The organism is Pedobacter kyonggii (assembly GCF_004310665.1).
GTDB lineage: Bacteria > Bacteroidota > Bacteroidia > Sphingobacteriales > Sphingobacteriaceae > Pedobacter > Pedobacter kyonggii.
In genome coordinates this window covers 242,720-268,933 of the sequence record NZ_SIXF01000006.1, presented here as the reverse complement: position 1 = coordinate 268,933, position 26,214 = coordinate 242,720, and the positions used below count along the sequence as shown (strand labels likewise).

21 protein-coding genes are annotated in these 26,214 nt (G+C 38.0%); 8 read left to right on the top strand and 13 right to left on the bottom strand.

The features are described from left to right. Nucleotides 1-55 precede the first annotated feature (55 nt). Both EYS08_RS09385 and EYS08_RS09380 read right to left on the bottom strand, forming a co-directional pair. Nucleotides 56-568 (bottom strand): helix-turn-helix domain-containing protein, encoded by a 513-nt coding sequence (locus tag EYS08_RS09385; protein ID WP_131029778.1) that lies wholly within the window; start codon nt 566-568, stop codon nt 56-58. 84 nt (nt 569-652) lie between these two features. Beyond that, nucleotides 653-2,275 carry an ABC-F family ATP-binding cassette domain-containing protein gene (locus tag EYS08_RS09380; RefSeq protein WP_131029790.1) on the bottom strand — a complete coding sequence of 541 codons (1,623 nt, stop codon included), beginning with the start codon at nt 2,273-2,275 and terminating at the stop codon, nt 653-655. A 335-nt stretch (nt 2,276-2,610) separates the two neighbouring features. Between EYS08_RS09380 and EYS08_RS09375 the strand changes: the two genes are divergently transcribed. The 4 genes from EYS08_RS09375 to EYS08_RS09360 all read left to right on the top strand — a co-directional run bounded on the left by EYS08_RS09375 (nt 2,611) and on the right by EYS08_RS09360 (nt 4,826). Then, entirely contained in the window at nt 2,611-3,171 is a 561-nt protein-coding gene (locus EYS08_RS09375; RefSeq protein ID WP_131029777.1) for a hypothetical protein, read from the top strand. Between the two features lie 132 nt (nt 3,172-3,303). After that, nucleotides 3,304-3,879 (top strand): nitroreductase family protein, encoded by a 576-nt coding sequence (locus EYS08_RS09370; protein ID WP_131029776.1) that lies wholly within the window; start codon nt 3,304-3,306, stop codon nt 3,877-3,879. A gap of 105 nt (nt 3,880-3,984) precedes the next feature. After that, complete coding sequence (locus EYS08_RS09365; protein WP_131029775.1) at nt 3,985-4,329, top strand: DUF1801 domain-containing protein; 345 nt, start codon at nt 3,985-3,987, stop codon at nt 4,327-4,329. A 44-nt stretch (nt 4,330-4,373) separates the two neighbouring features. Continuing rightward, on the top strand, nt 4,374-4,826 hold the full coding sequence (locus tag EYS08_RS09360) for a 3-oxoacyl-ACP synthase (RefSeq protein ID WP_131029774.1): 453 nt from the start codon (nt 4,374-4,376) through the stop codon (nt 4,824-4,826). A gap of 198 nt (nt 4,827-5,024) precedes the next feature. Here EYS08_RS09360 and EYS08_RS09355 read toward each other — a convergent pair whose 3' ends face one another. From EYS08_RS09355 to EYS08_RS09340, 4 genes are all read right to left on the bottom strand, one after another. Beyond that, complete coding sequence (locus tag EYS08_RS09355) at nt 5,025-6,194, bottom strand: RsiV family protein (RefSeq protein WP_131029773.1); 1,170 nt, start codon at nt 6,192-6,194, stop codon at nt 5,025-5,027. A gap of 96 nt (nt 6,195-6,290) precedes the next feature. Further along, nucleotides 6,291-7,172, bottom strand: coding sequence for a polysaccharide deacetylase family protein (locus EYS08_RS09350; RefSeq protein WP_131029772.1), 882 nt, complete (start codon nt 7,170-7,172; stop codon nt 6,291-6,293). Between the two features lie 10 nt (nt 7,173-7,182). Further along, nucleotides 7,183-8,544 carry a M1 family aminopeptidase gene (locus EYS08_RS09345; protein WP_131029771.1) on the bottom strand — a complete coding sequence of 454 codons (1,362 nt, stop codon included), beginning with the start codon at nt 8,542-8,544 and terminating at the stop codon, nt 7,183-7,185. Between the two features lie 162 nt (nt 8,545-8,706). Then, nucleotides 8,707-9,585: a polysaccharide deacetylase family protein gene (locus EYS08_RS09340; RefSeq protein WP_131029770.1), complete on the bottom strand. Its 879-nt coding sequence runs from the start codon at nt 9,583-9,585 to the stop codon at nt 8,707-8,709. 176 nt (nt 9,586-9,761) lie between these two features. Between EYS08_RS09340 and EYS08_RS09335 the strand changes: the two genes are divergently transcribed. Continuing rightward, complete coding sequence (locus EYS08_RS09335; protein ID WP_131029769.1) at nt 9,762-12,269, top strand: S9 family peptidase; 2,508 nt, start codon at nt 9,762-9,764, stop codon at nt 12,267-12,269. Nucleotides 12,270-12,856: 587 nt separating this feature from the next. Here the strand turns inward: EYS08_RS09335 and EYS08_RS09330 are convergent. Continuing rightward, nucleotides 12,857-13,693 carry a M57 family metalloprotease gene (locus EYS08_RS09330; RefSeq protein ID WP_131029768.1) on the bottom strand — a complete coding sequence of 279 codons (837 nt, stop codon included), beginning with the start codon at nt 13,691-13,693 and terminating at the stop codon, nt 12,857-12,859. Between the two features lie 122 nt (nt 13,694-13,815). Here EYS08_RS09330 and EYS08_RS09325 point away from each other — a divergent pair, with 122 nt between their 5' ends. Both EYS08_RS09325 and EYS08_RS09320 read left to right on the top strand, forming a co-directional pair. Continuing rightward, entirely contained in the window at nt 13,816-16,641 is a 2,826-nt protein-coding gene (locus EYS08_RS09325; RefSeq protein WP_131029767.1) for a S8 family peptidase, read from the top strand. A gap of 246 nt (nt 16,642-16,887) precedes the next feature. Continuing rightward, complete coding sequence (locus EYS08_RS09320) at nt 16,888-18,540, top strand: M28 family metallopeptidase (protein WP_131029766.1); 1,653 nt, start codon at nt 16,888-16,890, stop codon at nt 18,538-18,540. A gap of 80 nt (nt 18,541-18,620) precedes the next feature. Here the strand turns inward: EYS08_RS09320 and EYS08_RS09315 are convergent, their stop codons facing one another. Both EYS08_RS09315 and EYS08_RS09310 read right to left on the bottom strand, forming a co-directional pair. After that, nucleotides 18,621-19,223: an outer membrane beta-barrel protein gene (locus tag EYS08_RS09315; protein WP_131029765.1), complete on the bottom strand. Its 603-nt coding sequence runs from the start codon at nt 19,221-19,223 to the stop codon at nt 18,621-18,623. 320 nt (nt 19,224-19,543) lie between these two features. Beyond that, on the bottom strand, nt 19,544-20,101 hold the full coding sequence (locus EYS08_RS09310; protein WP_131029764.1) for an NADPH-dependent FMN reductase: 558 nt from the start codon (nt 20,099-20,101) through the stop codon (nt 19,544-19,546). Nucleotides 20,102-20,204: 103 nt separating this feature from the next. On the opposite strand from EYS08_RS09310, the gene EYS08_RS09305 reads away from it, so the two are divergent. Then, a complete protein-coding gene (locus EYS08_RS09305) occupies nt 20,205-21,407 on the top strand; it encodes an MFS transporter (protein WP_131029763.1) in 1,203 nt (400 codons plus the stop codon). A 51-nt stretch (nt 21,408-21,458) separates the two neighbouring features. Here EYS08_RS09305 and EYS08_RS09300 read toward each other — a convergent pair whose 3' ends face one another. The 4 genes from EYS08_RS09300 to clpB form a co-directional block, all read right to left on the bottom strand. Further along, nucleotides 21,459-22,094 carry a hypothetical protein gene (locus EYS08_RS09300; protein WP_131029762.1) on the bottom strand — a complete coding sequence of 212 codons (636 nt, stop codon included), beginning with the start codon at nt 22,092-22,094 and terminating at the stop codon, nt 21,459-21,461. 151 nt (nt 22,095-22,245) lie between these two features. Further along, a complete protein-coding gene (locus EYS08_RS09295) occupies nt 22,246-22,743 on the bottom strand; it encodes a hypothetical protein (protein ID WP_131029761.1) in 498 nt (165 codons plus the stop codon). Nucleotides 22,744-22,754: 11 nt separating this feature from the next. Further along, the gene (locus EYS08_RS09290) at nt 22,755-23,408 is read right to left on the bottom strand and encodes a hypothetical protein (RefSeq protein WP_131029760.1); all 654 of its coding nucleotides are present in this window, start codon (nt 23,406-23,408) and stop codon (nt 22,755-22,757) included. A gap of 149 nt (nt 23,409-23,557) precedes the next feature. Next, nucleotides 23,558-26,158: an ATP-dependent chaperone ClpB gene (clpB, locus tag EYS08_RS09285; RefSeq protein WP_131029759.1), complete on the bottom strand. Its 2,601-nt coding sequence runs from the start codon at nt 26,156-26,158 to the stop codon at nt 23,558-23,560. Nucleotides 26,159-26,214: the final 56 nt, after the last annotated feature.

The window sequence follows — 26,214 nt, the reverse complement described above, 5'->3', positions numbered from 1 at the left end:
TTTACAATATGCAGCAAATGTTCCAATGGATATTTTAGCCTCAACTCCTCAATAACTAACGCTTTCTCTTTTGCGCTTGTTTCTTCAGGGTTAAGGCCTCGAGCTTTTTTAGCACTTCATTTTCAGCACGTAGATATAAGTTTTCCCTTTCAAGCTCTTCGAGTCTGGTTAACGGTTTCTCTTTCTTCGATAATGGCTTCTTGTCTTCTTGCATGGGTTTGCGTCCTTTTGGTTTTGCATCTAATCCGCCTATGCCGAACTGCTCATACTTCCGTAGCCAGCCTAATAGCGTGCCATCATTTGCAATATTAAAACGGATACAACATTCTTTCAAAGATAGAGTTTTGTATCGATAACATTCAATGGCTAAAACCTTTAGCTCAATTGGATAATTGTTGGTTTTCTTTGAAACCAATCCGAGGTTACCAAATGATTCATAATAGCTTATCCACCTTCTCAGTAATGTTCGTGGAACTCCATGAAGTTCTGCTAATCCTTTCTTGGATTGTCCTGCTAGATATTCTTTGACTAGCTTCAGCCTAAATTCTGCTGTGTACTTTCTTCGCATAAAAATGCCCCCAAATAGTGTCTAACTTTTTGGGGGCAGTGCAAATGCATGTGGCTTTTAAATCGATATTTTAGTTGAAGAAAATTAAGAATACATTTCTTCTCTTAGTTTTGCAACATCGCTGCTGTTGATATATTCATCGTAAGTCATCAACTTATCAATGGTACCTTTGGGTGTAATTTCGATAATACGGTTGGCAACGGTTTCGGTTAACTGGTGATCTCGTGAGGTAAACAATATCGCACCTTTAAAATCTTTCATGCCATTGTTCAGTGCTTCGATAGATTCGAGATCCAGGTGATTGGTTGGCTCATCGAACATTAACAGGTTGGCTTGTTGTAACATCATTCTAGAAAACATACAACGCATTTTTTCGCCCCCTGAAAGCACTTTTACATTTTTAAGTACCTCTTCGCCTGAGAATAACATACGGCCTAAAAAGCTACGTACAAATTGCTCATCCGCATCGGTGCCAGAGTACTCACGCAACCAATCTACCAGGTTTTCATCTTTACCTGCAAAATATTCAGAGTTATCGTTAGGGATATCTGCAGTGCTAATGGTAACACCCCATTTAAATTCTCCTCTATGGTCTGAGTCTCTGCCCGTTAAAACATCGTAAAATGCTGCGGTAGCTAAACTGTTCTGAGATAACACAGCAATTTTATCACCTTTATTTACCATGAAGGTAATTTTGTCGAACAAAACACCATCGTTTCCGTTTTTGCCCAGGTTTTCTACCTGTAAAATCTGGTCACCAGCCTCACGACCAGTATTATTGAAGATAATGGCCGGATATTTTCTGCTCGATGCTTTAATTTCGGTAATATCAATCTTATCTAAAGCTTTCTTACGAGAAGTTGCCTGTTTTGATTTAGATGCATTTGCACTAAACCTGCGGATAAATTCCTGTAGCTCCTTCACCTTATCTTCCATTTTTTTATTCTGGTCGCTACGCTGTTTTAATGCCAGCTGACTAGATTCGTACCAGAAGGTATAGTTACCGGTATAAATGCTCATTTTAGCGAAATCGATATCCACAATATGCGTACAAACTGCATCTAGAAAGTGCCTGTCGTGCGATACAACCAATACAATGTTCTGATAATCGGCCAGGAAGTTCTCTAACCAGGCAATGGTTTCGATATCCAAATCGTTGGTAGGCTCATCCAGTAATAAAATATCCGGATTACCAAATAAGGCCTGCGCCAATAACACGCGTACTTTCTGCGTATTGTCTAGCTCTTTTAGTAATTTATAGTGGTTATCTTCGGTAATGCCCAAATTGCTCAACATGGTTGCAGCATTGCTTTCCATGTTCCAGCCATCCATTTCGGCAAAAAGATTTTCAAGCTCTCCGGCACGTTCGCCATCTTTCTCCGAGAAATCTTCTTTCATATAAATGGCATCTTTCTCTTTCATGATGGCATAAAGTTCTTTATGGCCAATCATTACGGTTTCTAATACCGAAAACTCATCAAATTCGTAGTGGTTTTGCTTTAAAACCGCCATTCTTTCGCCTGGAGTAAAAGCCACGCTACCAGAAGTTTGGTTAACTTCTCCCGATAAAATTTTTAGAAAAGTAGATTTACCTGCGCCGTTAGCCCCAATTACACCGTAGCAGTTGCCCTGGGTAAATTTTAGGTTAACATCTTCAAATAATGTGCGTTTGCCGTATCGTAACGATAAATTAGAAACTGAAATCATGCTATAATTGAAATAAGCCGCAAAGATACGCAAAAAGGTTGAGGGTAAAAAGACAGAAGAAGGAAAGGTTTGGGATTAATATCTGAAAAGAAAGTTGAAGGCGGGAAGGTGAGGGTAGAAAGGTTGGGATCGAGAATTTGAAAATGAAGGGCTCGGTACTTTGTGGCTCAGGCAGTCCCGTTATCCGCTTTACTACATTGCACTCCGTGTTCGCTAATACCGGGTTTATTTTACAAAGAGGAGAAGCTTTTGGCAAGTTTGTTAAAACCCACATCAAACCTCGCAGTTTTTAAAACCTGCGAGGTTTAATCTGCTAAAATATTTATTTTAGTCCCATGCCAAATCATACCTTGCTAGATACCATAAAAACAACACTTCAAAAAAGTAAAGTAGAAAAGTTAGCCGCAATTGCCTCAGAAGACACCTTTTCCGTGAAAGACCTGATCGATTTAAGTTTCTATCATGATGAACAGATTGGTTTTAGGGCCGCATGGATTTTAGAAAATGTATATACTGCCCATCAGCAGAGATTTCTGCCTTACGTATTTTATTTTTTGGAGAAATTTCCGCAACAAAGCAATTTATCGGCATTGAGGCATTATGTTAAAATCCTGGCCTTTATGACGAAGAAAAATGCCACTATGGAAATTAAAAAGACTCTTGCCGGTTATGATACCGATCATTTGGTAGGGGTTGTTTTTACCTGGTTAATTGATGAGAAGATTCCAGTGGCCATAAAATCACATTGTTTAAACATCTTGGCTAATTTGAACACTAAACACAATTGGATAAGAGAAGAACTTTTGCAGACCATGGATTTTCTGATTGATAAAGAAAGTATTGCCTTTTTTGCGAAAGTTAAACAGATTAGGAAACAGTTGGCAGTTTGCAGTTGACAGTTATCAATTTGCAGTTTTCAATTCTCAGTTCGAGGTTTTCAGTTTGCATAGCGTCAAATCTTTTAATAGAGGTCGAATTTGTCTTTCTCTTTAAGCTTTAGTCTTTCAGCTTTTAGCTATTTTTACCGAATGAGTACAACATACGATATCATATCAAGAGTTATAAAAGAACGTCGCAGTATTTTTCCTGCAAGCTATATAAAAAAAGAAATTCCGGTTGAGGTAATCAACCAGATTTTAGAAACAGCCAATTATGCACCAACACACAAATTAACCCAGCCCTGGCGTTTTGTCGTGATCAGAAAAGCGGGATTAACAAAACTTGGTGAAGAACTGGGTAAATTATATAAGGAATTGGTTAGTCCGCAACAGTTTTTACAGAAAAAATACGACAGCTTTGCCGAAAAAACGAGTCAGGCCGATTGCATCATTGCCATCAATATGCAGGTGAGTGGTAAAATACCCGAATGGGAAGAGCTGGCAGCTGTTTCCTGTGCTGTTCAGAATATGGCTTTAACTGCCGAAAGCCTGCAGGTAGGTGCCTATTGGAGCTCTCCACCTTTAATTGATGATTTAGGTGATTTCTTAAGCCTGGGTGAAAATGAAAAGTGTATTGGCTTATTTTATATGGGCTATCATAACGAAAAGCCCTGGGCGCCAAACCGAACTTCGATGGAAGAAAAGGTGAGGTGGATTGAAAAGTAGTTCATTTGTTCATTAGTCAATGGTTCATTGGTAGATGCGGTTAATAGGTTAATCGACTTAAGACTACGGACTAAAGACTATCTCCATCTAACATCATCTAATATTATGCTAAGTCCGTTGGATAATTATTTCGAAAAAAAAGATGAGCCGATTAAAAGTTGCCTACAATATTTAAGGTCGCTTTTAATGGGCTATGCTGATATTACTGAACATTGGAAATACGGAATGCCTTTTTATTACCATAAAGGAAAAATGTTCTGCTATCTTTGGATACACAAAAAACTCCATCAGCCTTACATCGGTTTAGTTGATGGAAATAAAATTGAACACGAAGATTTGTTGCAGGAGAAAAGAGCCAGAATGAAAATTTTATTGATCAATCACCTCGAAGATATCCCCAAAAAGAAAATCGAATCTATTTTAAAACAAGCCTTTGCCTTGAGGAAATAGTCTATCTTCCATTTAATTCATCCGTTTACATTTTCCATTATTATATGTCTGCATTAAAATCTAAACTTTATCAGCTTTGCTTAACTTTTATTCAAAATAGGATAGAAAATATTGAATACTCTCTGCAGCAGGCCAGGCAAGCTTCGAACGATGATACAAAAAGTAGTGCAGGTGATAAATATGAAACCACACGTGAAATGATGCAGCAGGAGATGGACCGCAACAGTAAATTACTGTACGAAGCGGGCCAGCAGAAAATTGCATTGCAGCAGATCGAAAATGTAGAATCAGATCGTCTGGTTAAAAACGGAAGCTTGGTTTTAACCTCAGAAGGTAATTTTTATATCAGCATCAGTGCAGGAGAACTTAATACCGATGGACAAAAATTCTTTGCAGTATCGCAGGCTTCGCCAATCGGGCGGTTTTTAATTGGAAAAGCAATAAATGAAAGCTTTAAGTTTAATGGCAAGGATTATTTTGTAAAAGAGATATTATAAGTTTTCAGTTGGCAATTTGCAATTTTCAGTTTATGTGTGCAGGTAACGGTTCTATAGTCACAGTTAGTTCTGAAGCTTCTTTTACATTTATTCCCGCTGATATAAGATGATAAATGCAGATGGTAAGTTTTCAGTCTGTAGATTTCAATTAAGCAGTTCTAACAGTTAACCAATTAACCAATAACCACCAACTCTAACTTATTTAATTCCCATCCGCTGTGCAAAAGCTGGAACCAGATAAGTCTTTAAATCCGAATAAGGAATAAATACTACAATCTGCCCCTGGGCATAACTCGCTACTTCATATGGGTTGTACATAAAAGCAATCCCATTCGCATTGAAATAAAAGTTGTTGTTCGGTTTTATAAAGTCATCAAAAAGAACAGTGCTCAGTGCATCTTTAGTTTTAATGTTATATTCTTTACGAAGATTACGTTCTAAAATACTTTGTAAGGTATTCGAATCTATTTTGATGATATCACTAAGAACCATTTGTTTTTTGTTCTTCACATCTAAACAGAACATTGTGCTGCTGTAATTGCCATGTGCACCACCGGTATAAGCATCAGCAAGGAAATCGATCACTACATAACCACTATCATTGTAATTGACAGATTGCTGGCTGTTATTGGTATAGTTCATCCAGGCCTGGAAATCATCTCCACGGCTATTCTTTGATTGCTCGGTAACTTGCGTTTTATAGTCTTTGAAATAGGCCGTAGCAATGTTTTTAAATCCAATCGATCGGTCAACTTGTGATTTTACGCCTGAAATTTTTTTAAGTTCCGCATTGAGCCAGTTGCCATATTCATCGTTGTTTTTACTTTCCAGGTATTCAAAACTGATTTCAGCTGCAGGCGATTTTGGCTGATTGGCAAATGCCTTAATCGAATCTTTATAAATGCCCGCATTGAATGGATAACTGCCCTCAGCATATTTTTCTGTTAAAACAACCGGAAATTTTTTGGTTTTATCGCCACTTTCCCAATTGCCATTAAAACCAGCGCCATTCCATTTTAAAGCTAAATTGGGCGATTTAAAATCCTGGGTAAAATATGATTCATAAAAACTATACTCAGTAAGTACAATACTGTCTTTCCCAATTAACGTATCGGTTGATAGATTAAGCCACGAGCCGTCATAATAATAAGTACCACTAACATCATCATCAACCTTTTGCAAATGCATCACTACTTTTTTGCCTGCAATGGTACCTTCCAATCTCTTGTAAAAACTTTCTGTAAGTTCGGCCTTTGCATTCGCTGTACTATCATTTGTCGTTTCAGCGGTGTTGGCTCCATTTTTAGGGTTGTTACAGGCAGATATAATCAGTAATCCGAAAAGGAAACAATGCAAATAATATTTCATAGGGAGGGTATAAAGTTTTAATGTTGTAAAGTTCGAATGTTGAAACGTGAGTTTGACCTTTCAACATTCAAACACGCTATGTTTTAAACCTCTTTGCTATGATTTTGTTTTATTAAAACTCTTGTTTATGCTGTAATATAAATTTTTCGCAGTGTATCTTCCCGGATCAATTATTCTCCTAATGGTGTAAAGTGGATAGTTTTCATCCCGTGCTGTCGAAAGTATAAATGCCGCTTTAAACCCATGTTCTTTTAGCTTGTGTAAAGTTGAAGCTTTAAAAACACCGTAGGGATAAGCAAAATATGCTACTTTTTTGCCTGTAATTTCTTCCAGTTTTTTAGTTGGTGCATCAATTTGGGTTGTCCAGTCGGCATCGGTAAACTGCGCAAAGTTTTTATGATCGTAGGTATGACTGGCAATCGTATTTCCCTCGTCAGATAATTGTTTAATCTGTTCTTTAGTCATGTAATTGATCCGACCTTTTCTGCCGATCGATACCGTCATAATAAAATAAACGCCTTTAAAGCCATATTTTTTCAACGTTGTATTCCCAATGGTAAATTGATCTTCATCCGTATCATCGAAAGTAATCATGATTGGTTTTTCGGGCAACTTGGCGCCATATACCAGATAATTGTACAACTGATCAGGTAAAATTGAATGGTAACCGCTATCGGCCAGCATTTTCATGTGGTCTTTAAATTTATCAGGGGCAATAATGTCGTCGTGCGCTCTTTTGCTATCGCTGGCAATGTTTTTTCTAATCTGGTGGTAACACAAAACAGGCACCTCTCTGCGGCCCAGAATAGTTTTGTTATCAGTAGGTTTGGTATTGGTCGAATCTATTTTAACCTCTTTAATAGTGCTGGTTACAGCAATTTTTTCTTTTTGTTTATTGCTCGAACAAGCCAGTGAAAATGATCCTAAAAAGAGAATTGATAAAAGGATACGGGTAGCGGGTTTTAAATGTTTATTCAAGGTTTTTAATTTATTTAATCAAAGAAGCAGCGTTTTCGGAAAGGATAAACTCTTTTTCATATGCATCCCATTCTTTTTGAGTAATGCCCGATTTTAAAGCATTTCTTTTAAAAAAATCATAGTTTGTTAATTCGTTTTCAGTACTTAAACAGGTATTCAGGAACTTAAACATGCGCTGCTCGCCAATCATTTGCTCCAGGCCACGAAGCAGAAATGGACCGTAGGTGTAGCGGTAAGTACCTGAGATCTCATTCATTTCTTTAATGGCATTTAAAGGTTTGGCTATAAAATCTTTCAGCTGTTTTCCCCTGTCCTGAAAATATTTAGTGCCGAAAGCTTTTCCGAATTTTTCTTCTGCTGCTTTAACCGATAAATATTCGGCAGTAGATTCTAAAAAGAACCAGAACAAAGTTGAATTCGGCTGTATTACATTTCCAAAATAATAATGCCCAATTTCGTGTGCAATAAAAGGATAGTTCGTAGAGTCTTTAAGTTTGCTGTGTTCCTCATCAATCATATCGCCCAGTTTAATGCCTGCAAAAGCTATTGTTGGAAAAGCCACAAACCCCCAGCTTCTACCTTTGTTAAATTTTTCTACCGGCGCATGCTCAATAAATACATTTTTTGTATTGTATGGGATTTTTAAAACCTTATAATAATAGGCTTTCATTTCAGCAATATTCTGTTCAAAAACATTCAATTGCTTATCATTCATTTGCGTGTTTAAAAATAGTGCACCATTGGTTTTTTGTGCATTATAATCTCCTGCAAAAAGCATCGGTGCAATTGGGATATTCGATTTAAATTTGGCAATTGGGCCCGGTTTAGGCAGATCGCCGTTTACAAAAATCATCTTAGCATCCTTAACTGTTACCTGGATATCGAAGGTCATTTGTTCAATCAGCTTGTCGTTTTTGATGTCGTAAATGATAGGATACCATTTAGATTGATCGGCAGCCCGCACGGTTTTGCCATTAAAAGCAATCAATCCCTTAAAATCTATAAAGTTTAGTGTATCAGTATAAATTGGGAATGCTCCTGTATAGGTAATATGTAGTTTACCAGGATTTACCAGTGTACTATCTTTATATAACGGAACGTAAGTTAAACCCTCACCACGCATGGCACCACCATAAAAGCCAGAATATTTTAGGGTTTGGTTTGCAGAATCTTTAATAGCCTTAATGTTAAAGCCCTTATTTAACACAATCTGATAGTCTTTTGCCAGGTTGGGGATATTGCTGAGTACAAAATCGCAGGTAATCTGGCCTGTAGCCATTACAACTTCTACTTTTCCGCTCAAGTGTGGTGTTTGTGCATAGAGCTTAACGAGCTGAAAGAACAATAAAATAAATACTGCAATTTTTTTCATAAAAGAGGGTGGTTCGTTACAAAGAAGAGGCTGCATCCTATTGTAAATTCACTTAGAATTTGTCACGTTGAGCCTGTCGAAACGCCTTGCATGACATTTAAAGCAGGCCCTTCGACAAGTTCAGGGTGACAATTGTATATTTATGATAGAGAGACTCATTGCTTAAAAGCTATTTTTGATGCTATTGTTTAATGTTTTTGGCGACCAGTAACCGCTGGCAATAATCCTGCGGATGGTAAATAACGGGTCTTTTTCATCGCGTTTGGTCGATAATTGATAAGCCATTCTAAAACCACGTTTTTTTAGCTCAGGAATACCTTCTGCATTCCATAAACCAAAAGGATAGGCAAATTCTGTCATCTTTTTACCTGTAATTTCTTCTAGTTTTTTGGTTGGTTTATCTAATTGTTCTTCCCAATCCTTACCTGCATATTTTTTAAAGTTTTTATGATCATAAGTGTGGCTGCCGATCACATTTCCTTCGTCTGCAAGTTGTTTAATCTGCTCTTTGCTCATGTAATCAACAAATTTACCTTTTTTGCCGATCGAAACAGTCATGATGAAATAAACGGCTTTATACCCCAGTTTATCTAAAGTAGGACGCACAATGGTAAACTGATCCAGGTCTGTATCATCAAAAGTTAACATGATGGGTTTGCTCGGTAGGGCAGCACCAGTATTCAGGTAGGCATAAAGCTGATCGGGTAAAATGGTATGGTAGCCACTATCGGCCAGCATTTTCATCTGATCTTTAAAGTTCTGGATTTCTACAATATAATCTTTACCTACTTTACCATCAGTTGGTTTCCAGTTTCTTACCTGGTGGTAGCATAAAATTGGAACCTGTTTTCTGGCTAAAATGGTTTTGGCATCAGCAACCTTTATTTTCGAAACGTCAACCGGTGTTCCCGCGCTTGTAGCAGTTTTGGAAGTTTGCGCGCTAGAATCTTTAGCCGTGGCATTTTCTGTTTGAGATTTAGATTGGCAGCTGGCAAATAAGATTACTCCGGCTGTTATTAAGGTTAAAAAGCTGTATTTCATTATGAGGATATATAACTACAAAACTATAAAATCCGTCAATTATTTAACCATCAAAATAAATTGTGTTAATAATTAATTTTCAGTGCATAAAATTGGGCTAACTATCGCTTTTATTACACATTAAAGCCTGCTTAATATGCTTTAATTAAATAATTTAGCGGCTCAAACAAATTTTGATGAATAAACTTTATAAACTCCTGCTGTGTGCGCAGTTTTTATCCTTAACTGTAGCCGCACAAAACAAAACATTTACCCTAACCGAAAATATTCAGTCACAGCCTAAAGCAAATTATCAGCTTGCATCGCGTTTTTCGCCAAATAAGTTGAAAAAAATGGTTTATTCCACGGCTGTAGACCCACATTGGCTAAAGTTGAGCAACCGTTTTTGGTACACTTTCGAAAGCCCGAAAGGAAAATTCTGGTACCTTGTAGATCCCGCATCAAAAAGCAAAAAACTGTTGTTTGATAATGCTAAACTGGCAGCTGATATTACTCTGATTGTACGCGATCCATTCGATGCCGAACATTTGCCGCTTGAAAATCTGAAATTTGCTGCCGACGAAAAAAGTATTTCTTTCGAAATCAAAAGTAGTATTGATGAGCTAAAAAAAGACAGAAAAGATAAAAAAGCTGCAGATTCTATGCAGAAGAAAATATTTTCTTTCAAATATGAACTGGCCAGCGCGAAATTAACTGAGGTACCAAACTTCAGTAAGCCAAAGCCAAAACCATCATGGGGATCGGTAGCGCCCGATTCGTCGGCCATTATCTTCTCCCGTAATTACAACCTGTATTGGATGGATAAAGACAACTACAAAAAAGCAGTTAAAAATGAAGATGACAGCACAATTGTAGAACATCAGCTCACTAAAGACGGTGTTAAATTCTATCCGTACGGAAGTGATGGCGATGGCGAGAACAACGTAGAGAACGAAAAAAACAATAAAAAACGCCGTGGCGCTTATGTGCTTTGGTCGCCGAATTCGAAATATTTCGTATTGGATAGAACCGATTCGCGTAAGGTTAAAGATCTTTGGGTAATTAATAGTGTTACACCTGGCCGTCCGACGTTAGAAACCTATAAATATCAAATGCCCGGAGAGGCTGAAGCCCCTCAGGATGAAGTTTTGTTGTTCGATTTTGCTGCAAAATCTTATAAAAAACTGAGTGTTGCCGCATTTAAAGATCAAAGTGTTTCCGTTTGGAGCAAACCATCATTAAACAAAGACCGTGATAACGAATTCCGTCCATCTATCTGGTTGGGAAACGATAGCAGATTCTATTTTTCACGCACCAGTCGCGATTTAAAACGGATCGACATCGGTACGGTTGATATAGCCACAGGGAAAGTTACACCTTTAATCGACGAACGTTTTAATACCTATGTTGAAGTTAACCGCCCGGGTTTGGTAAATGATGGTAACGAACTGATTCATTGGAGTGAACGAGATGGTTGGGCGCATTTTTATCTTTTTGACGGAAATGGGAAGTTGAAAAATCAGATTACCAAAGGTGCTTTCCATTGCGAGAGTATCGTAAATATCGACGAGAAAAAACGTATCCTTTATTTTACAGCAAATGGCAGGGAAGGTAAAGAAGATCCTTACTACTTACATTTGTACAGCATCAATTTTGATGGTTCGAACATGAAATTGTTAAATGCAGGTGATTTTGACCATGTGGCGAATATGAATGATAACAATAGTTTTTTTGTAGATAATTATTCGAGGGTAAACACTGCACCAAAAGCAACGCTTTATGATGGGACTGGAAAAAAAGTGATGGATCTTGAAACTACAGATCTTTCATTATTAATAACAGCTGGTTACAAATTCCCTGAACCTTTCAAAGTAAAAGCAGATGACGGAATTACCGATCTGTACGGCGTAATGTATAAACCTTTCGATTTCGACCCGAATAAAAAGTATCCGATTATCGAATATGTTTACCCAGGCCCACAAACAGAAGCGGTAAACAAAGCTTTTAGTAAAAGTATGGACCGTACCGAGCGTTTAGCTCAATTTGGTTATATCGTAATTACGGTAGGTAACCGCGGTGGCAACCCTTCGCGGTCTAAATGGTACCATACGTATGGCTATGGCAATCTGCGCGATTACGGTTTAGCAGATAAGAAAACAGCTATTGAGCAATTGGCAGCCAAATACGCTTACATCGACGAATCGAAAGTGGGCATTACAGGCCATTCTGGCGGTGGCTTTATGTCAACCGCTGCTATGTTGGTTTATCCTGATTTCTTTAAAGCTGCGGTTTCAAACGCGGGAAACCATGATAATAGCATTTACAACCGCTGGTGGAGCGAAAAACACCATGGGGTAAAAGAAACCATTTCGTTAAAAGGCGATACCTCATTTAAATACAGCATTGATAAAAACCCCGATCTTGCGAAAAACTTAAAAGGGCATTTGTTATTGATGCATGGCGATGTAGATAATAATGTGCATCCGGCAAACTCAATCCGCGTGGCCAATGCACTAATGAAAGCTGGTAAACGTTTCGATTTCTTGATTATTCCTGGTCAGCGCCATGGTTTTGGAGATATGACAGAGTATGCTTTCTGGAAACTGGCCGATCATTTTAACAAATATTTAATCGGCGATTTTTCTGAGCCGAGCGATGTTGATTTAGTAGAAATGGACAGGGATATCGAAAAGAACGGAAAATAGTTTTCATTTAACCACAGATAAAAGGATGCACACAGATTTAATCCGTGTTTATCAGTGTCTGTCTGTGGTTAAATATTTTTACTTCAAGCCATCTATTTTTTGGAAACAAAGTTTTCCTTGCCATGGTTTGTGTCCTCACAAACCATTTTATATAACGATAAGTCGTCATTGCTGAGGCTATTTTTCATTACCCGTGGCAATCTACTCAATAAGTATTTGTTTGACTGTTAGATAGCTTTTTGGAAAGCAGGCTTAGGTAGTTCTTCGGTTATTTCAGTCCTGCTATTGCCTATAGTCCCGATTTGAATTTTCTCAAATACAATAGTGGTTTAAATCGGGAGCTATTTGGCGCTATCAGGTTTAATTATTTTAGGGTTGTGTTCCAAATTTAAACCGGTCAATTGCAAAGTTTCCCCTTTTGCCATGGTTTGTGTATTCACAACCATTTTGTTATTTATTTAACCACAGATAAAAAGGATGCACACAGATTCATCCGCGTTTATTAGTGTCAATCTGTGGTCAATAAACAAAAAAGCCCCGAATTTAATTCGAGGCTTCTGATCTGTTAAGGTAATCCGCAAAAGTTTTTATTTGTAAAGGTAATTTACTGCAATCACATCATTTGCATTGAATGTGCGGTTACCACCATTAGAACAGGCTAACATAAATGAGCCTGCATCAGGAGTTGAAGGCGTTCCTGGTATTCTAACAGCACCTACGTTAGATGCACCTTCGTTACCTGCACCACTTGCGCCACAGCTAAAGGCACGGTTCATGTAATCGGTATGGCGGAAACCGATACAATGGCCAACTTCGTGTTGGATAACAGAAGCTAGATACAATAAATTAGGATTGGCGCCATATGCAGCAGCATTGGTATTCATTCTGATCTGGTTAAAAGGCTGACCTGAAGAAGTTGGGAAACCTGCAGAGCCTAAGGTAATAAAGCCACCACTTGGACCTTCGTTAAAGCCAACAACGTTAATGTTGCCGGTTGTTCCGGCGCTAGCCCTTTGGAAAGTGATACGTAAACCCAACGAGTTATATCTCGAAATCATGGTGTTTACTGCATCGCTATATACTTGAGGTAAATTGGTTACCGATACTGTAATTACACGTGGTAAAGATTTAACTAGGTTTGTGGTCCGGTACTGTTCTGTTTCGGCAATGTTTAAATTTGCACCAGTAGATGGCTCAGCTAAATTTTCATCAGTTAAGAGGATATCTCCTTCTACTAAATAACCTTCATCTATCTTACGGATATTGTCGGTGCTAAAGCCTAGAGATTTGATCTGTGATAATTTGTCTGCTGAAATATCAGTTTTGTTTTCCACTGCATTTTCTGTATTATTACTTTTACAAGAGTATAGGGTAGTGAGTAGAAGACACACTACTGCAATCGATAAAAATTTTGTTGTTTTCATCTTAGTAGAATTAAATTAGTTTAGGTTGAAATAAGTTAGTTAATAAAATTTGTGGATTACCTTATAAATGCTAATTTAGAGAAGATAAACGATGTAAACAAAATTTTATAATAAAATAATTTTTGAAAGTCAACTCTGTATTTTTAGTTATATGTTTTTGTCTGTCTGCGCTTGGTTTAAATGCACAAGTACAGCCTACTGGAATAGAAAAATATTTTGAAAAATATATTTCCAAAACGAGCAATTCTCAAAAAATAAGTGACGAAAGGATCATTTTGGTTCGTTTCAATCGCACACTAACAGCCACCGAAATTCAGTTATTGAATCCTAAAAAGAAACTTGCCGGCGATTATTTTATTGTCGAAAAACCGCCTGTCTCCAGCCTCTCTAATCACGTAATTTATCAAGAAAAAGCTAACGGACTTTGGAAGGCCAGCGATCGGTTAATCAAAGTGCTTACCAAATCCACAAAAAAGAACGATTCCATTCTGGTTAGGTTATCCTTTAAAAATATAAATGCTTTACCTGCTTCAGCTAAAAACTTAAGCATGAAATCAATAGATCATATTAACAACCTGATTATGGTTAATATTTTGCCAGCTGATTTAATGCTAATATTGGAGCTGGATGATATTTTATACGCTGATGTTTTGCCTGTTGCTAAAGAGGAAGTGGTAATTAATGGTATTGACCTGGGTTTAAACCAAATTTCTAATGCCCACAGCCTTTTTCCTGGTATTGATGGTGCTGGGGTAAATGTTTCCTTTAAAGAAGGCATGTACGATGCAAGCGATCTTGATCTGTTAGGTAAAACGCTATCTGGAGCGATTATCAGCAAAACACCAACTTCCCACGCTACCATTATGGCCACCTTGGCATTAGGAAACGGCAATTCCTTTATCCGTGGTTTAGGTGCCGCGCCTAAATCCAAATTGGCATATTCTGATTTTTCTAACCTAATGCCAGATTTGATTACTGATTTAAACCGGCTTCAGATTAAAGTTCAAAACCATTCGTATGGTACCGATATAGACAATGACTACGGAATGGAAGCAGCTGCATACGATAAGCAGATTTACGAAACCGATACTTTGATCCATGTTTTTTCTGCCGGAAATAAAGGAACAACAACGCCGTCAGTTGGTTTTTATCAAGGGATAACCGCTAGGGCCAATTTAACAGGTAATTTTAAGCAGGCTAAAAATTTATTGGTGATAGGAGGGATTAACAGAGAAAATATTTCTGAAAATCAGAGCAGCAAAGGTCCTGCCTACGATGGACGCGTAAAACCGGAACTTGTTGCCTTGGGCGAAGACGGAACATCTGGCTCTGCTGCAATTACCAGTGGATCAATCGCTTTGTTAGAACAGTTTTATCAGCAGAAATATAAAAAAGCGGCTTCTGCTTCATTAATTAGGGCAACAGTAATTAATTCGGCAGATGATTTGGGAGCACCACAGGTTGATTTTTTATATGGCTATGGAAAACTGAATGTAGCCCAATCGTTAAAAACTATAGATGAAAATAGGGCGTCTTTGTACGAAGTGGCCAAAAATCAGGATCTGGTGATCCCTTTAGCTATTCCGTCTAATGTGGCCGAAGTTAAAGTCACCATCACCTGGAACGATCCCCCTGCAGTTGTAAATGCAGCACAAAGTTTGGTTAATGGATTGGATTTAAGTCTCGAAAATACTGCTGGAAATTTAACTTTGCCCTGGGTGTTAAGCAGCTTTCCGCATTTAGATTCCCTCTCAAAGCCAGCTGTGCGTAAGGCCGATGTTATCAATACAGTTCAGCAGGTTAGCCTCGATAACCCTTCAGCTGGTGCTTATAATATTCATGTTAAGGGTAACAGGATCACACAGGGCAATAACCAGCGCTTTGCAATAGCTTATCGTTATATATTCAAAAACACTTTTTCTTTCATCAATCCCGAAAAAAACGAATACTTTTTTGCCAATGAACAAAATTACATCAGGTGGGAAAATACTTACACCAGTAAAACCGGAAACCTATCGGTGAGCTATGATGAAGGGGCTACATGGAAATCAATTGCTTCGGGGATCGATTTAAGCAAAGGTTTTTACAATTGGAATACGCCAGATTTGTTTGCTAAAGCAATGATAAAAATGGAAGTGGAAGGAAATGTAATATTGAGCCAATCATTTACGATTTCTAGTCCGAGAACGTTGAAAGTTGGCTATGTATGTAAAGACGGTGCTGTGCTCAACTGGGACCCACAGCCTGGTGCAAAAGATTATACTTTGTACAATATCGTAGATAATATTCTTTCTCCGGTGCTAACCCTTGCTGATACCGTAGTTAAGCTTGATGCAAGTAAGATTAATAGTAAATATTTTGCGGTAGCAGCTAACGGGACAGATTTTACAGGTTTAAAAAGTTATACAATCGATTATACGCAGCAGGGAATTGCCTGTTATGTAAAAAGTTTATTTGCTTTAGTGGCCGATGATAACCGGATAAGAGTTGATCTGAAGATAGGCAGTACTTTGGATTTAAAGAATATCATTTGGGAAAAACAGACCGGGCCAAATACTTTTAGTGTTTTACAGCAGACCCAGCCAATTTCAAATCAACTCGATTATACAATTTTTGATGAAAAACCAAAAGCTGGAATCCAGTTTTACCGCGTTACTTTCGAAACTGCCAACGGCCAGGTGCAGAGCGATCTGGTTTCGGTAGTATTTCTTAAGGATAATGAATTTTCTTTCTTTCCTAATCCGGTAGCCGATTATTTAACTATTCTGAGCGGATCATTCGAAGATTATAGTCTATCTATTTTTAACATATTAGGACAGAAGGTTTTTGAGGAAAAGGCCACAAGTTCGAGCCGTTTTTTGCTCAACGCTTTATCAACAGGTGTTTATGTTGGTGTGATCAATAAAAACGGGCAGCAGTTAAAGAAATTTAAGCTGATTAAGCAATAACTATAATGTTTTGCGTAAATCCTTGTGATTAGCGGGAGGCGTATGTTAGTTCCCGCAGATTAAGATGATAAACGCAGAAATATCGTAACTAAAGATTTTAAGCTCTATCAGCGTGATTTGTGAGATCCGCGGGAGACTACTTTGCACGTTTTATACCCACATATTTAAAATGATAAAGACGAAACTCCTAATTTCTTCGTATTTTTCAGCAAATGTGACCTATTAATTGAAAACAATCCTTTATAAATGAAAAAACTCCTTCTACTTTCCAGTTGTGCGCTCCTTTTCTTTGGTTCCTGTAAACAAGGTGCAAAAAGTACTGGCGCTGGTGCCGATTCTTTAGCCATTAAAGTCATTAACGATTCGAGTTTAACCCAATATTTATCGGTAATTGCGGCTGATAGTTTAGAAGGACGAAAACCTTTTACCAATGGAGAAACCAAAACCATTAATTATCTAAAAAATCAGTTCGAAAAACTGGGCCTGCAGCCGGGCAATGGAGATAGTTTCTTTCAGGAGGTACCCATGGTAGAAATTAAATCTGTGCCAGAAGATAAAATGGTTTTTAAAGGAAAAACAGCATCCTTAACACTGAATTATTTAACCGATTTTGTGGCTGGCACGCGCCGTGTGCAAGATGAGGTAAGTATGAGTAACTCACAGCTGGTTTTTGCGGGATATGGTATTGTAGCCCCAGAGTATGGTTGGAACGATTATGCGAACCTGGATGTAAAGGGAAAAACGGTGGTGGTGTTGATTAATGATCCGGGCTTTGCTGATTCTACCTTGTTTAAAGGTAAAAATATGACTTACTATGGCCGATGGACCTATAAGTTTGAAGAAGCGGCAAGACAGGGCGCTACAGGGATTATTATTGTTCATGATACCGAGCCTGCAGCTTATCCCTGGACAGTTGTTCGAAGCGGCTGGTCGAAATCTAAACTTACCCTGCAAAGCGAAGACAATGGAATGAGCAGGGCCGTAGTAGAGGGCTGGATTACTTTAGATAAGGCGAAACAGCTATTTGCACTGGATGGTAAATCATTCGATCAATTGGCTTTAAGTGCCCGCAAAAAAGGTTTTAAAGCTGTCGATTTAAATATTACCACCTCAGTAAAGGTTAAAAATACCATCAAAAAATCGGTTACTTATAATGTTCTGGCTAAAATACCAGGCGATAAGCGTAAAGATGAAGCTATTATTTATTCGGCACATTGGGATCATTTAGGCGTGGGAGAAAAAATACAGGGCGATTCTATTTACAACGGAGCAGTTGATAATGCAACTGGCGTAGCTTCTTTATTCGAAATTGCTTCGGCCTTTAAAAAGTTACCTAAAGCACCCGGACGCACCATTTTATTTATTTCTTACACCGCCGAAGAGCAGGGGCTTTTAGGTTCTGAGTATTATGCCAAACACCCAGCTTTTCCTTTGGCTAAAACGGTTGCCAATATCAATATGGATATGATGGGTATAGCCGGTAAAACCAAAGATATTGTGGTGTACGGCTTTGGCCAGTCAGAACTGGAAGATTATGCTGCAGAGGCCGCTAAAAAACAGGGAAGGGTAATCGTGCCAGATCCTGTTCCATCATCGGGGTTATACTACCGTTCAGATCATTTTAATTTGGCCAAGGTTGGTGTGCCCTCACTGTTTACAGGTTCAGGGGTAGATAACATTAAAAACGGCAGGGCATGGGGATTGAAGCAGGTAGCCGATTTTACTAAATTTCGTTATCATTCGCCACAGGATAATTTCGATGCCAAAACATGGGATTTATCGGGTATAGTAGAAGATGTTCGGATGCTTTTTGATATGGGGTACCGCATCAGTAATGAAGATTCGTATCCGAAATGGAAAGACGGCTCTGAATTTAAAGCCATCAGAGAAAAGAAGTAAAACAAAAAGCGTCCCGATGGTAAACCAGGACGCTCTTCGAAAAAAAGTCATTTATTAAATTTCCCTTAAGGGAGAATTAATTAAAAGTAGAACTGAACACCTAATCTTGGTGCGAAAGTATCTGCGTTTAAGCCGAAAGTGTTTGTTTTTAATTTAGCACCTGTACCTTCTGCTTTCAAAGTATAGTTTTCATAACTTAAACCTTTAACCGAAAGTTCGATACCGATTCTTTTTGTTGGGAAAAACGCAAATCCTGGAGCAAGTTCTACACTGATTTTGGTAGTAGTTCCCAATTTAACTGCATTGTCGCCGTTAGCATCAGTTGCTTTTAACTCGCCAAATGCCAATGGCACTGATAATTGTCCGAAGAATTTAAATTGGTCAGACAAACCAACATAGTAACGTCCGAATGGGGCAACTTTAAAAGCACCATCTTGGGTTTTCTCGCTAACTGTTTTATTGTATTCGTAACCAACACCTGTACCGATCGCAAAATTGTTGCTGATAAAATAACCAACACTTGGTAATACGCTAAAGCTGAAATCTGCTTTTGGAGCACCGTCTACTTTTGTAGAATTTACACCTACGTTACCACCTAACATAAAATTTCCTTTTTCAGTTTGTGCTTGTGCACCATAAACTAAACCTGCTACTGCTACTAAAGATAATAATAGTTTTTTCATCTTTTTTATTATTTATTTGTTATTAAAATATAGTCAATTTTACTTTTTTAATTTCTGACTATATTTGAATAAAAGTCAACACTTGTGCCAAACAACTTTGCCTGCGTCATCAAAAAATCAGTTTTTTGGCAACTGTCTAATTGATAAACAGATATAAAATTAGTGTTAAGTCAATATTATTTTCGTGTGACTAAAAATTAATCGACTGATTAATTTTTTAGGCATGACAGATTGACAATCTGACTTTTTTTGTATAAATGTCAGATTGTAAAATACCGAAAATGTCAGGTTTTTTGGGATGGACCTGTTGCGCTTTTGGATTAAACCTTGCAGGCAGAAATTAAATTTTCTATTTTCTTTTTAATAATGCTGATGGTTTTCTCGTCGGTTAGATTTCCTTCGGCATCGAATTTATTTTGAGCCTGGGCAACTAAAACTTCTGGTTGTAAAACAGGGTTCATATTCAGGAAGGTAAAAACAGGTAAAAATGCTGTTTGCATTCTAACCGTTCCCCACATGCCCTGAGTGGCGCCCATTACGGCAACTGGTTTATGCATCAAGGGCGAATCTTTTCCACGGCTCGCCCAGTCGATGGCATTTTTTAATCCGCCCGGAATAGAATAGTTGTATTCAGGAGAAACAATAATAAAAGCATCGGCACTGGCCAGGGCATCTCTGAATTTTGATACACTTGCAGGTCTTTGTTCTGTTTCTGGTAAATCGAGGTCTGCGTTATAAATAGGAATGTCATCAAAAGTCACCATTTCGAACTGGATACCTTCAGGGACTAAACCGCCTGCGACTTTAAGCAGCATGGCATTGTACGATCCTTTTCTTAAACTTCCACATAAGCCAACAATTTTTCTGTTCTTTTCCATAGCTATAAAACCAAAACTTTATCAAAATGTTTGGTTTTTGCAAGGACATATCGTTTAGTTTAAAAATTTATAATCACTATTTTTGGCGGTATAATTTACCGTTATGACTGAGAATAGCACAACCACTTCCATTATTGAAAAAACCGTTTTCCCGATACTTTTCGCTTTAAGTTTTTCGCATTTACTTAATGATACCATACAATCGTTAATCCCTGCAATTTACCCTATCATCAAAACCAGTTATCATTTAAGTTTTTCGCAAATTGGTTTAATTACCTTAACCTTTCAATTGGCCGCATCATTATTACAGCCATTTGTAGGTTTGTATACCGATAAAAAGCCTCAACCATACTCGTTGGCTATAGGAATGGGCTTTACCCTGATCGGTTTAATTTCGCTTTCACAATCGACCCATTTTTACACCATATTATTGTCCGTTTGTTTTATTGGGATAGGTTCTTCTATATTTCATCCCGAGGCATCACGTATGGCACACGCCGCATCAGGCGGGAAGAGGGGATTGGCACAATCTGTTTTTCAGTTAGGAGGTAATGCGGGAAGTTCTTTAGGTCCGTTGCTGGCCGCCTGGATCATTGTTCCCTACGGGCAATTCAGCGTAATCTGGTTTTCTGTAATTGCACTTTTGGCCATTATTATTTTAACCTATGTAGGCAATTGGTACAGGGGATTTATGCTTTCGCGAAGTAAAAAGATCAATATTCAAACTGTTGTGAACCAATTTTCGAGAACAAAGGTGATCTTCTCTGTTTGTATTTTACTCTTGTTGATTTTCTCGAAATATTTCTACATGGCGAGCTTGACAAATTATTTCACCTTTTATCTGATCGATAAATTTCATGTTTCGGTACAAACTTCGCAGATCTATTTATTTGTGTTCTTATTTTCGGTAGCTGCCGGAACCTTGTTGGGTGGACCAATAGGCGATAAAATTGGGCGGAAATATGTAATCTGGGCTTCAATATTAGGAACTGCTCCATTTGCATTATTACTGCCACATGCCAACCTGTTTTGGGTAGGTGTACTTATCGTTCCCATTGGGATGATTTTGGCATCAGCATTCTCAGCAATTCTGGTTTATGCACAGGAACTGATCCCCGGTAAAGTTGGCTTGGTTGCAGGTTTGTTTTTTGGCTTTGCCTTTGGCATGGGCGGGATTGGATCGGCGCTATTAGGGAAACTTGCCGATTCTACGAGTATTGAATATGTATTTAATGTTTGTGCATTTCTGCCTTTAATCGGTTTATTAACCGGATTCTTGCCGAATATTGAAACGAAAAAGAAATAAAAAAGCCCATCCTCTTTTATAAAGGATGGGCCAAAATTTTAAGTTGAGGGGTTAAAAAAGGATATAGATCTTAAAGCCGAGGTTATTGATAACTCCCTGGCTGCTGAAATTGAATGATGTATATTCATTTTTTGTAAAATAGTTATTCGCATTAATCTCATTTTGCTCTGTTTTATTGTAAACAATATCTGCTGATAATAAACTTGTTTCTAGGGCGAATCTTTTTGATACAAACCAGGTGATACCACCATAGGCCCCTATAGCATATTGGTTTGATTTATAACCTGAGACTTGGGGATAACTACTGTCAGATAAATTGTCGCTCTTACTATAAGTATAGGCTGCTTTTCCACCGGCATAAGCGAATAAAGTTTTTACAAGGGGGAAGTAGTGCTGATAGCTTAAGTTTCCACCATAGCTTTTCTGCTCCTGAGAACTGGCATTTCCAGAACTATTTTTATTTAATCCATAAGTTAAGTCTAAGCCAATCTTATCATTATCTTTAAAGAAAAAGCCATAACCCAGTGTAAAAGAGTTGTTTTTTGATTTGGTTTCGTAGTTGTTTCCGCTACTCTTGTTTGTGCTAGAATTAACGCCAAAGCTTAAAGCGTTTGTTCCTTTTGTTTGCGCGAAACCGCATAGGGAGATACCCACGGCCATAGCCGTAACTAATAATTGTTTTTTCATTTCATTTGTGTTTTTGTGTATTCAATAATAAAATAAAAAAAGCATAAAAACTAATTATTTAGTTGATTTGTTCTTAAATCATTGGAGATCAGTAAATAAAAAAATCCAGTCTAAATATTAGCCCGGATTCCATGGTTTATCAGATTGTAAATTATTGACAATTGAGTCTTTCAATAAAGTAATAGGTGTCTAATGCGTCTTCCGATTCGGAATCATCATTTTCATTACGGATTGATTTTACTTTACCATCACTTTTTTGAGAACCAGTGTTATTGTACTCAAATTTGATACTACCAATTGATTTAATTTTTCCATCTTCCGATTTAAAAAACGAATTATAATATTCGATTTTAATACCATCAATAGATTTGATTTTTCCATCCTCAGAAGGGAATACACTATTATAGTATTCCACTCTTTTATCGCCTATTGTTTTTACTTTTCCATCTTCCGATTTAAAAACCGAATTATAATATTCAATTTTTGTACCATTAATAGATTTGATTTTTCCATCCTCAGAAGGGAATACACTGCTGTAATATTCTATTTTGCCACGAAAGCGTTGAGCATTTGCTTGATTGGAAAAGCTTAAAAGAACTAACAAGCTTATGCCTGTTATGCTTAAAATTTTGCTGAATATATTTTTCATGAGATGTTAAGTTAGAAGTGAATATTGATTGTGAAAGTAGGGGTAAAGTTATCGAGTGCCAACCTCAAGTTATTTTTTTTATCAAAGTTGTACAGCGATTCTTCCGCATAATAATTTTGATGAAAAAAACTTAAAATGGGAAACGAAAAGTCGATACTCGAATCGCTAGAAAGCATATAGGCAAAACCGGGACTTAAACTTGCTCCAAAGCCTTTTGCACGCGCATCGGTACGGATAAGATAACCCTCATCGTCAATTCTATTGAATGTGTTAATCTGGAGCAGCAAATTGGCCTGGGCAAAAAACTTAAACCGATTTTTAACATCCACATATTTCCGTATGAAAGGAGATATGCCGAAGCTAAATTCTTTTGGACCATAGCGGTCTTCATATCTTCCATCTTCTTCATCCCAAGAAATATAACTTTCACCACGTAGTTTGGAAAGATTTAAGGGAAGCTCTAAACCTATAGCTAAATTATTGGCCAAAAAGTAGCCTCCCCGAGGTGTAGCGGTAAAAGTGTTTAGGCTTTGTGATGTGTTGTTTTGTTTTGAAGTTCCAAAACTTAGACTGATTCCGGCAAAGCCGGTTCCTTTTTCAGTTTGGGCATAGCAATGCCAACTGACGGCGCATAACAGCGCCATGATGATTAATTTAGGTTTCATTTTATTTATGTTTTTGTGTGTAATCAATAATAATCATTATTGAAACAAAAAACAAGAAAACGAACTGTCATGTTAGTTACTTTTAATAGGGGGCATTTTAAACAAAAAATCCCACAGAAATTAATCTGTGGGATTTGATCTGGAATGAATTAATCAGCATTTTGGTTCAGGAACACAAAATTATGATCGAACATATCCAGTTTAATTTTGCTGTCTTTATCTATCTTACCCGCCAATATCTCTTTCGACAACTCATTTAAGATTCTTTTTTGGATAACCCTTTTTAATGGTCTGGCACCAAACTGTGGATCGTAACCCAATTGTGCCAACCAATCTAAAGCTTCATCACTGGCTTCCATTTCGATACCCATTTCGGCCAGTGTTTGCTGTACATGTTTAAACTGCAAGCTTACAATATTTCTGATTTCGCTGCGGTTTAACGGTGTAAACATAATCAGCTCGTCAATCCTGTTCAAAAACTCCGGGCGAATAGTCTGTTTTAATACCTCGAACAATTCGTTTTTGGTTTTTGCAATTATCTCCTCGCGGTTTTCATCGCTTAAATTTTTAAAATTATCCTGAATTAAATGCGCACCAATGTTTGAGGTCATGATGATGATGGTATTTTTAAAATTCACCGTTCTGCCTTTGTTATCGGTTAAACGTCCATCATCTAATACCTGTAACAGGATATTAAATACATCAGGATGTGCTTTTTCAATCTCATCAAGCAATACTACCGAATAAGGTTTACGCCTAACGGCTTCGGTTAACTGTCCGCCTTCATCATAACCAACATATCCCGGAGGCGCTCCAATTAAACGTGAAACGGCATGACGTTCCTGATATTCACTCATATCGATGCGTGTTAACGCATTTTCATCATTGAATAAAAATTCTGCCAATGCTTTCGCAAGCTCGGTTTTACCTACCCCGGTTGTACCTAAAAAGATGAAAGAGCCAATTGGTTTGCGTTTATCCTGCAAGCCTGCACGCGAGCGACGGATCGCATCAGAAATGGCTTCGATTGCTTCATCCTGCCCAGCCACACGCTGGTGTAATTCTTCTTCTAAATGAAGTAATTTTTCGCGCTCGCTGGCAATTAGTTTGGTTACCGGAATGCCTGTCCAGCGGCCAACTACGCCTGCAATATCATCGGCTGTAACTTCTTCCTTAAGCATACGGCTATCGCTTTGCTGGCTTTCCAAATCGGCTTTAAGCTTTTCAACTTTATCCTGGGCTTCTTTAATTTTTCCGTAACGGATTTCGGCCACTTTACCGTAATCGCCTGCACGTTCAGCTTGTTCGGCTTCTAACTTATAGTGCTCAATCTGCTCTAACTCGTTGTTTACCGCATCTACCAGATCTTTTTCACCTTGCCATTTGGCTTTAAATTCATCACGCTCGGCTGAAAGGTTTGCAATTTCTTCTGATAGTTCTTTAACCTTTCTGTCGTCTTTTTCACGTTTAATGGCTTCGCGTTCGATTTCTAAACGCATGATTTCACGGTCTAAAGCATCCACATTTTCAGGCACGCTGTCCATCTCCATACGCAACTTCGATGCAGCCTCGTCCATTAAATCGATCGCTTTATCTGGCAAGAAACGGTCTGAAATATACCGCTGACTCATTTCTACAGCTGCAATAATCGCTTCATCTTTAATCCTTACCTTATGGTGGGTTTCGTAACGCTCTTTCAATCCACGGAGGATCGAAATGGCATCCTGGGTATCAGGTTCTTCAACCATCACCTTTTGGAAACGACGTTCTAGTGCTTTATCCTTTTCTAAATATTTTTGATATTCATCTAAAGTTGTTGCACCAATGGCACGCAATTCTCCACGGGCGAGGGCAGGTTTTAAAATGTTCGCCGCATCCATTGCGCCTTCGCCACCACCAGCGCCTACCAAAGTATGGATCTCATCAATAAACAATACGATTTCGCCATCGCTCTGGGTAACTTCTTTAACCACAGCTTTTAAACGTTCTTCGAACTCACCTTTATATTTTGCACCTGCAATAAGCGAACCCATATCAAGGGAATAAACCACTTTGCTTTTCAGGTTCTCAGGTACATCGCCTTTAATAATCCTAAAAGCAATTCCCTCTGCAATGGCTGTTTTACCTACACCTGGCTCACCAATTAAAATCGGGTTGTTCTTGGTTCTACGTGATAAAATCTGGATCACACGACGGATTTCTTCATCGCGGCCAATCACAGGATCGAGCTTTCCGCTCTCAGCATATTCGTTTAAATTTCTTGCATATTTGCTTAAGGCCTGATAAGTTGCTTCGGCGTTTTGATCGGTTACGCGGTTATCCCCACGCAATTCTACAATGGCTTTTTTAAGGTCTTTTTCGTTAACGCCCTGTTCTTTTAATAATTTCGAAGTGCTATCGTTAACGGCTAAGATGCCTAATAATAAATGTTCTACAGACACAAATTCATCTTTAAACTCTTTTAAAAATGTTTGCGCTTTCTGCAGGGCGCTATTGGCATTAGATGACAGATAGACATTGCTTCCGCTCACTTTCGGGAACTTTGCAATCTCTGCATCTAAGTTTTGATTCAGTGAATTTAAGTTAACGTTCAGTTTCTTTAAAACATAAGAAACCACGTTTTCATCAACAGTAAGCAAACCTTTAAGCAGGTGTGCCGTTTCAATAGCCTGTTGCTGATTGCCTTGGGCTATTTCAGAAGCCTGTTGAACTGCTTCCTGGGCTTTTATAGTAAAATTGTTGAAGTTCATATTCCCGTTTAAGTCAAAACAAATGCCACAGCAATTTTGATTTTACAATCGGAAAT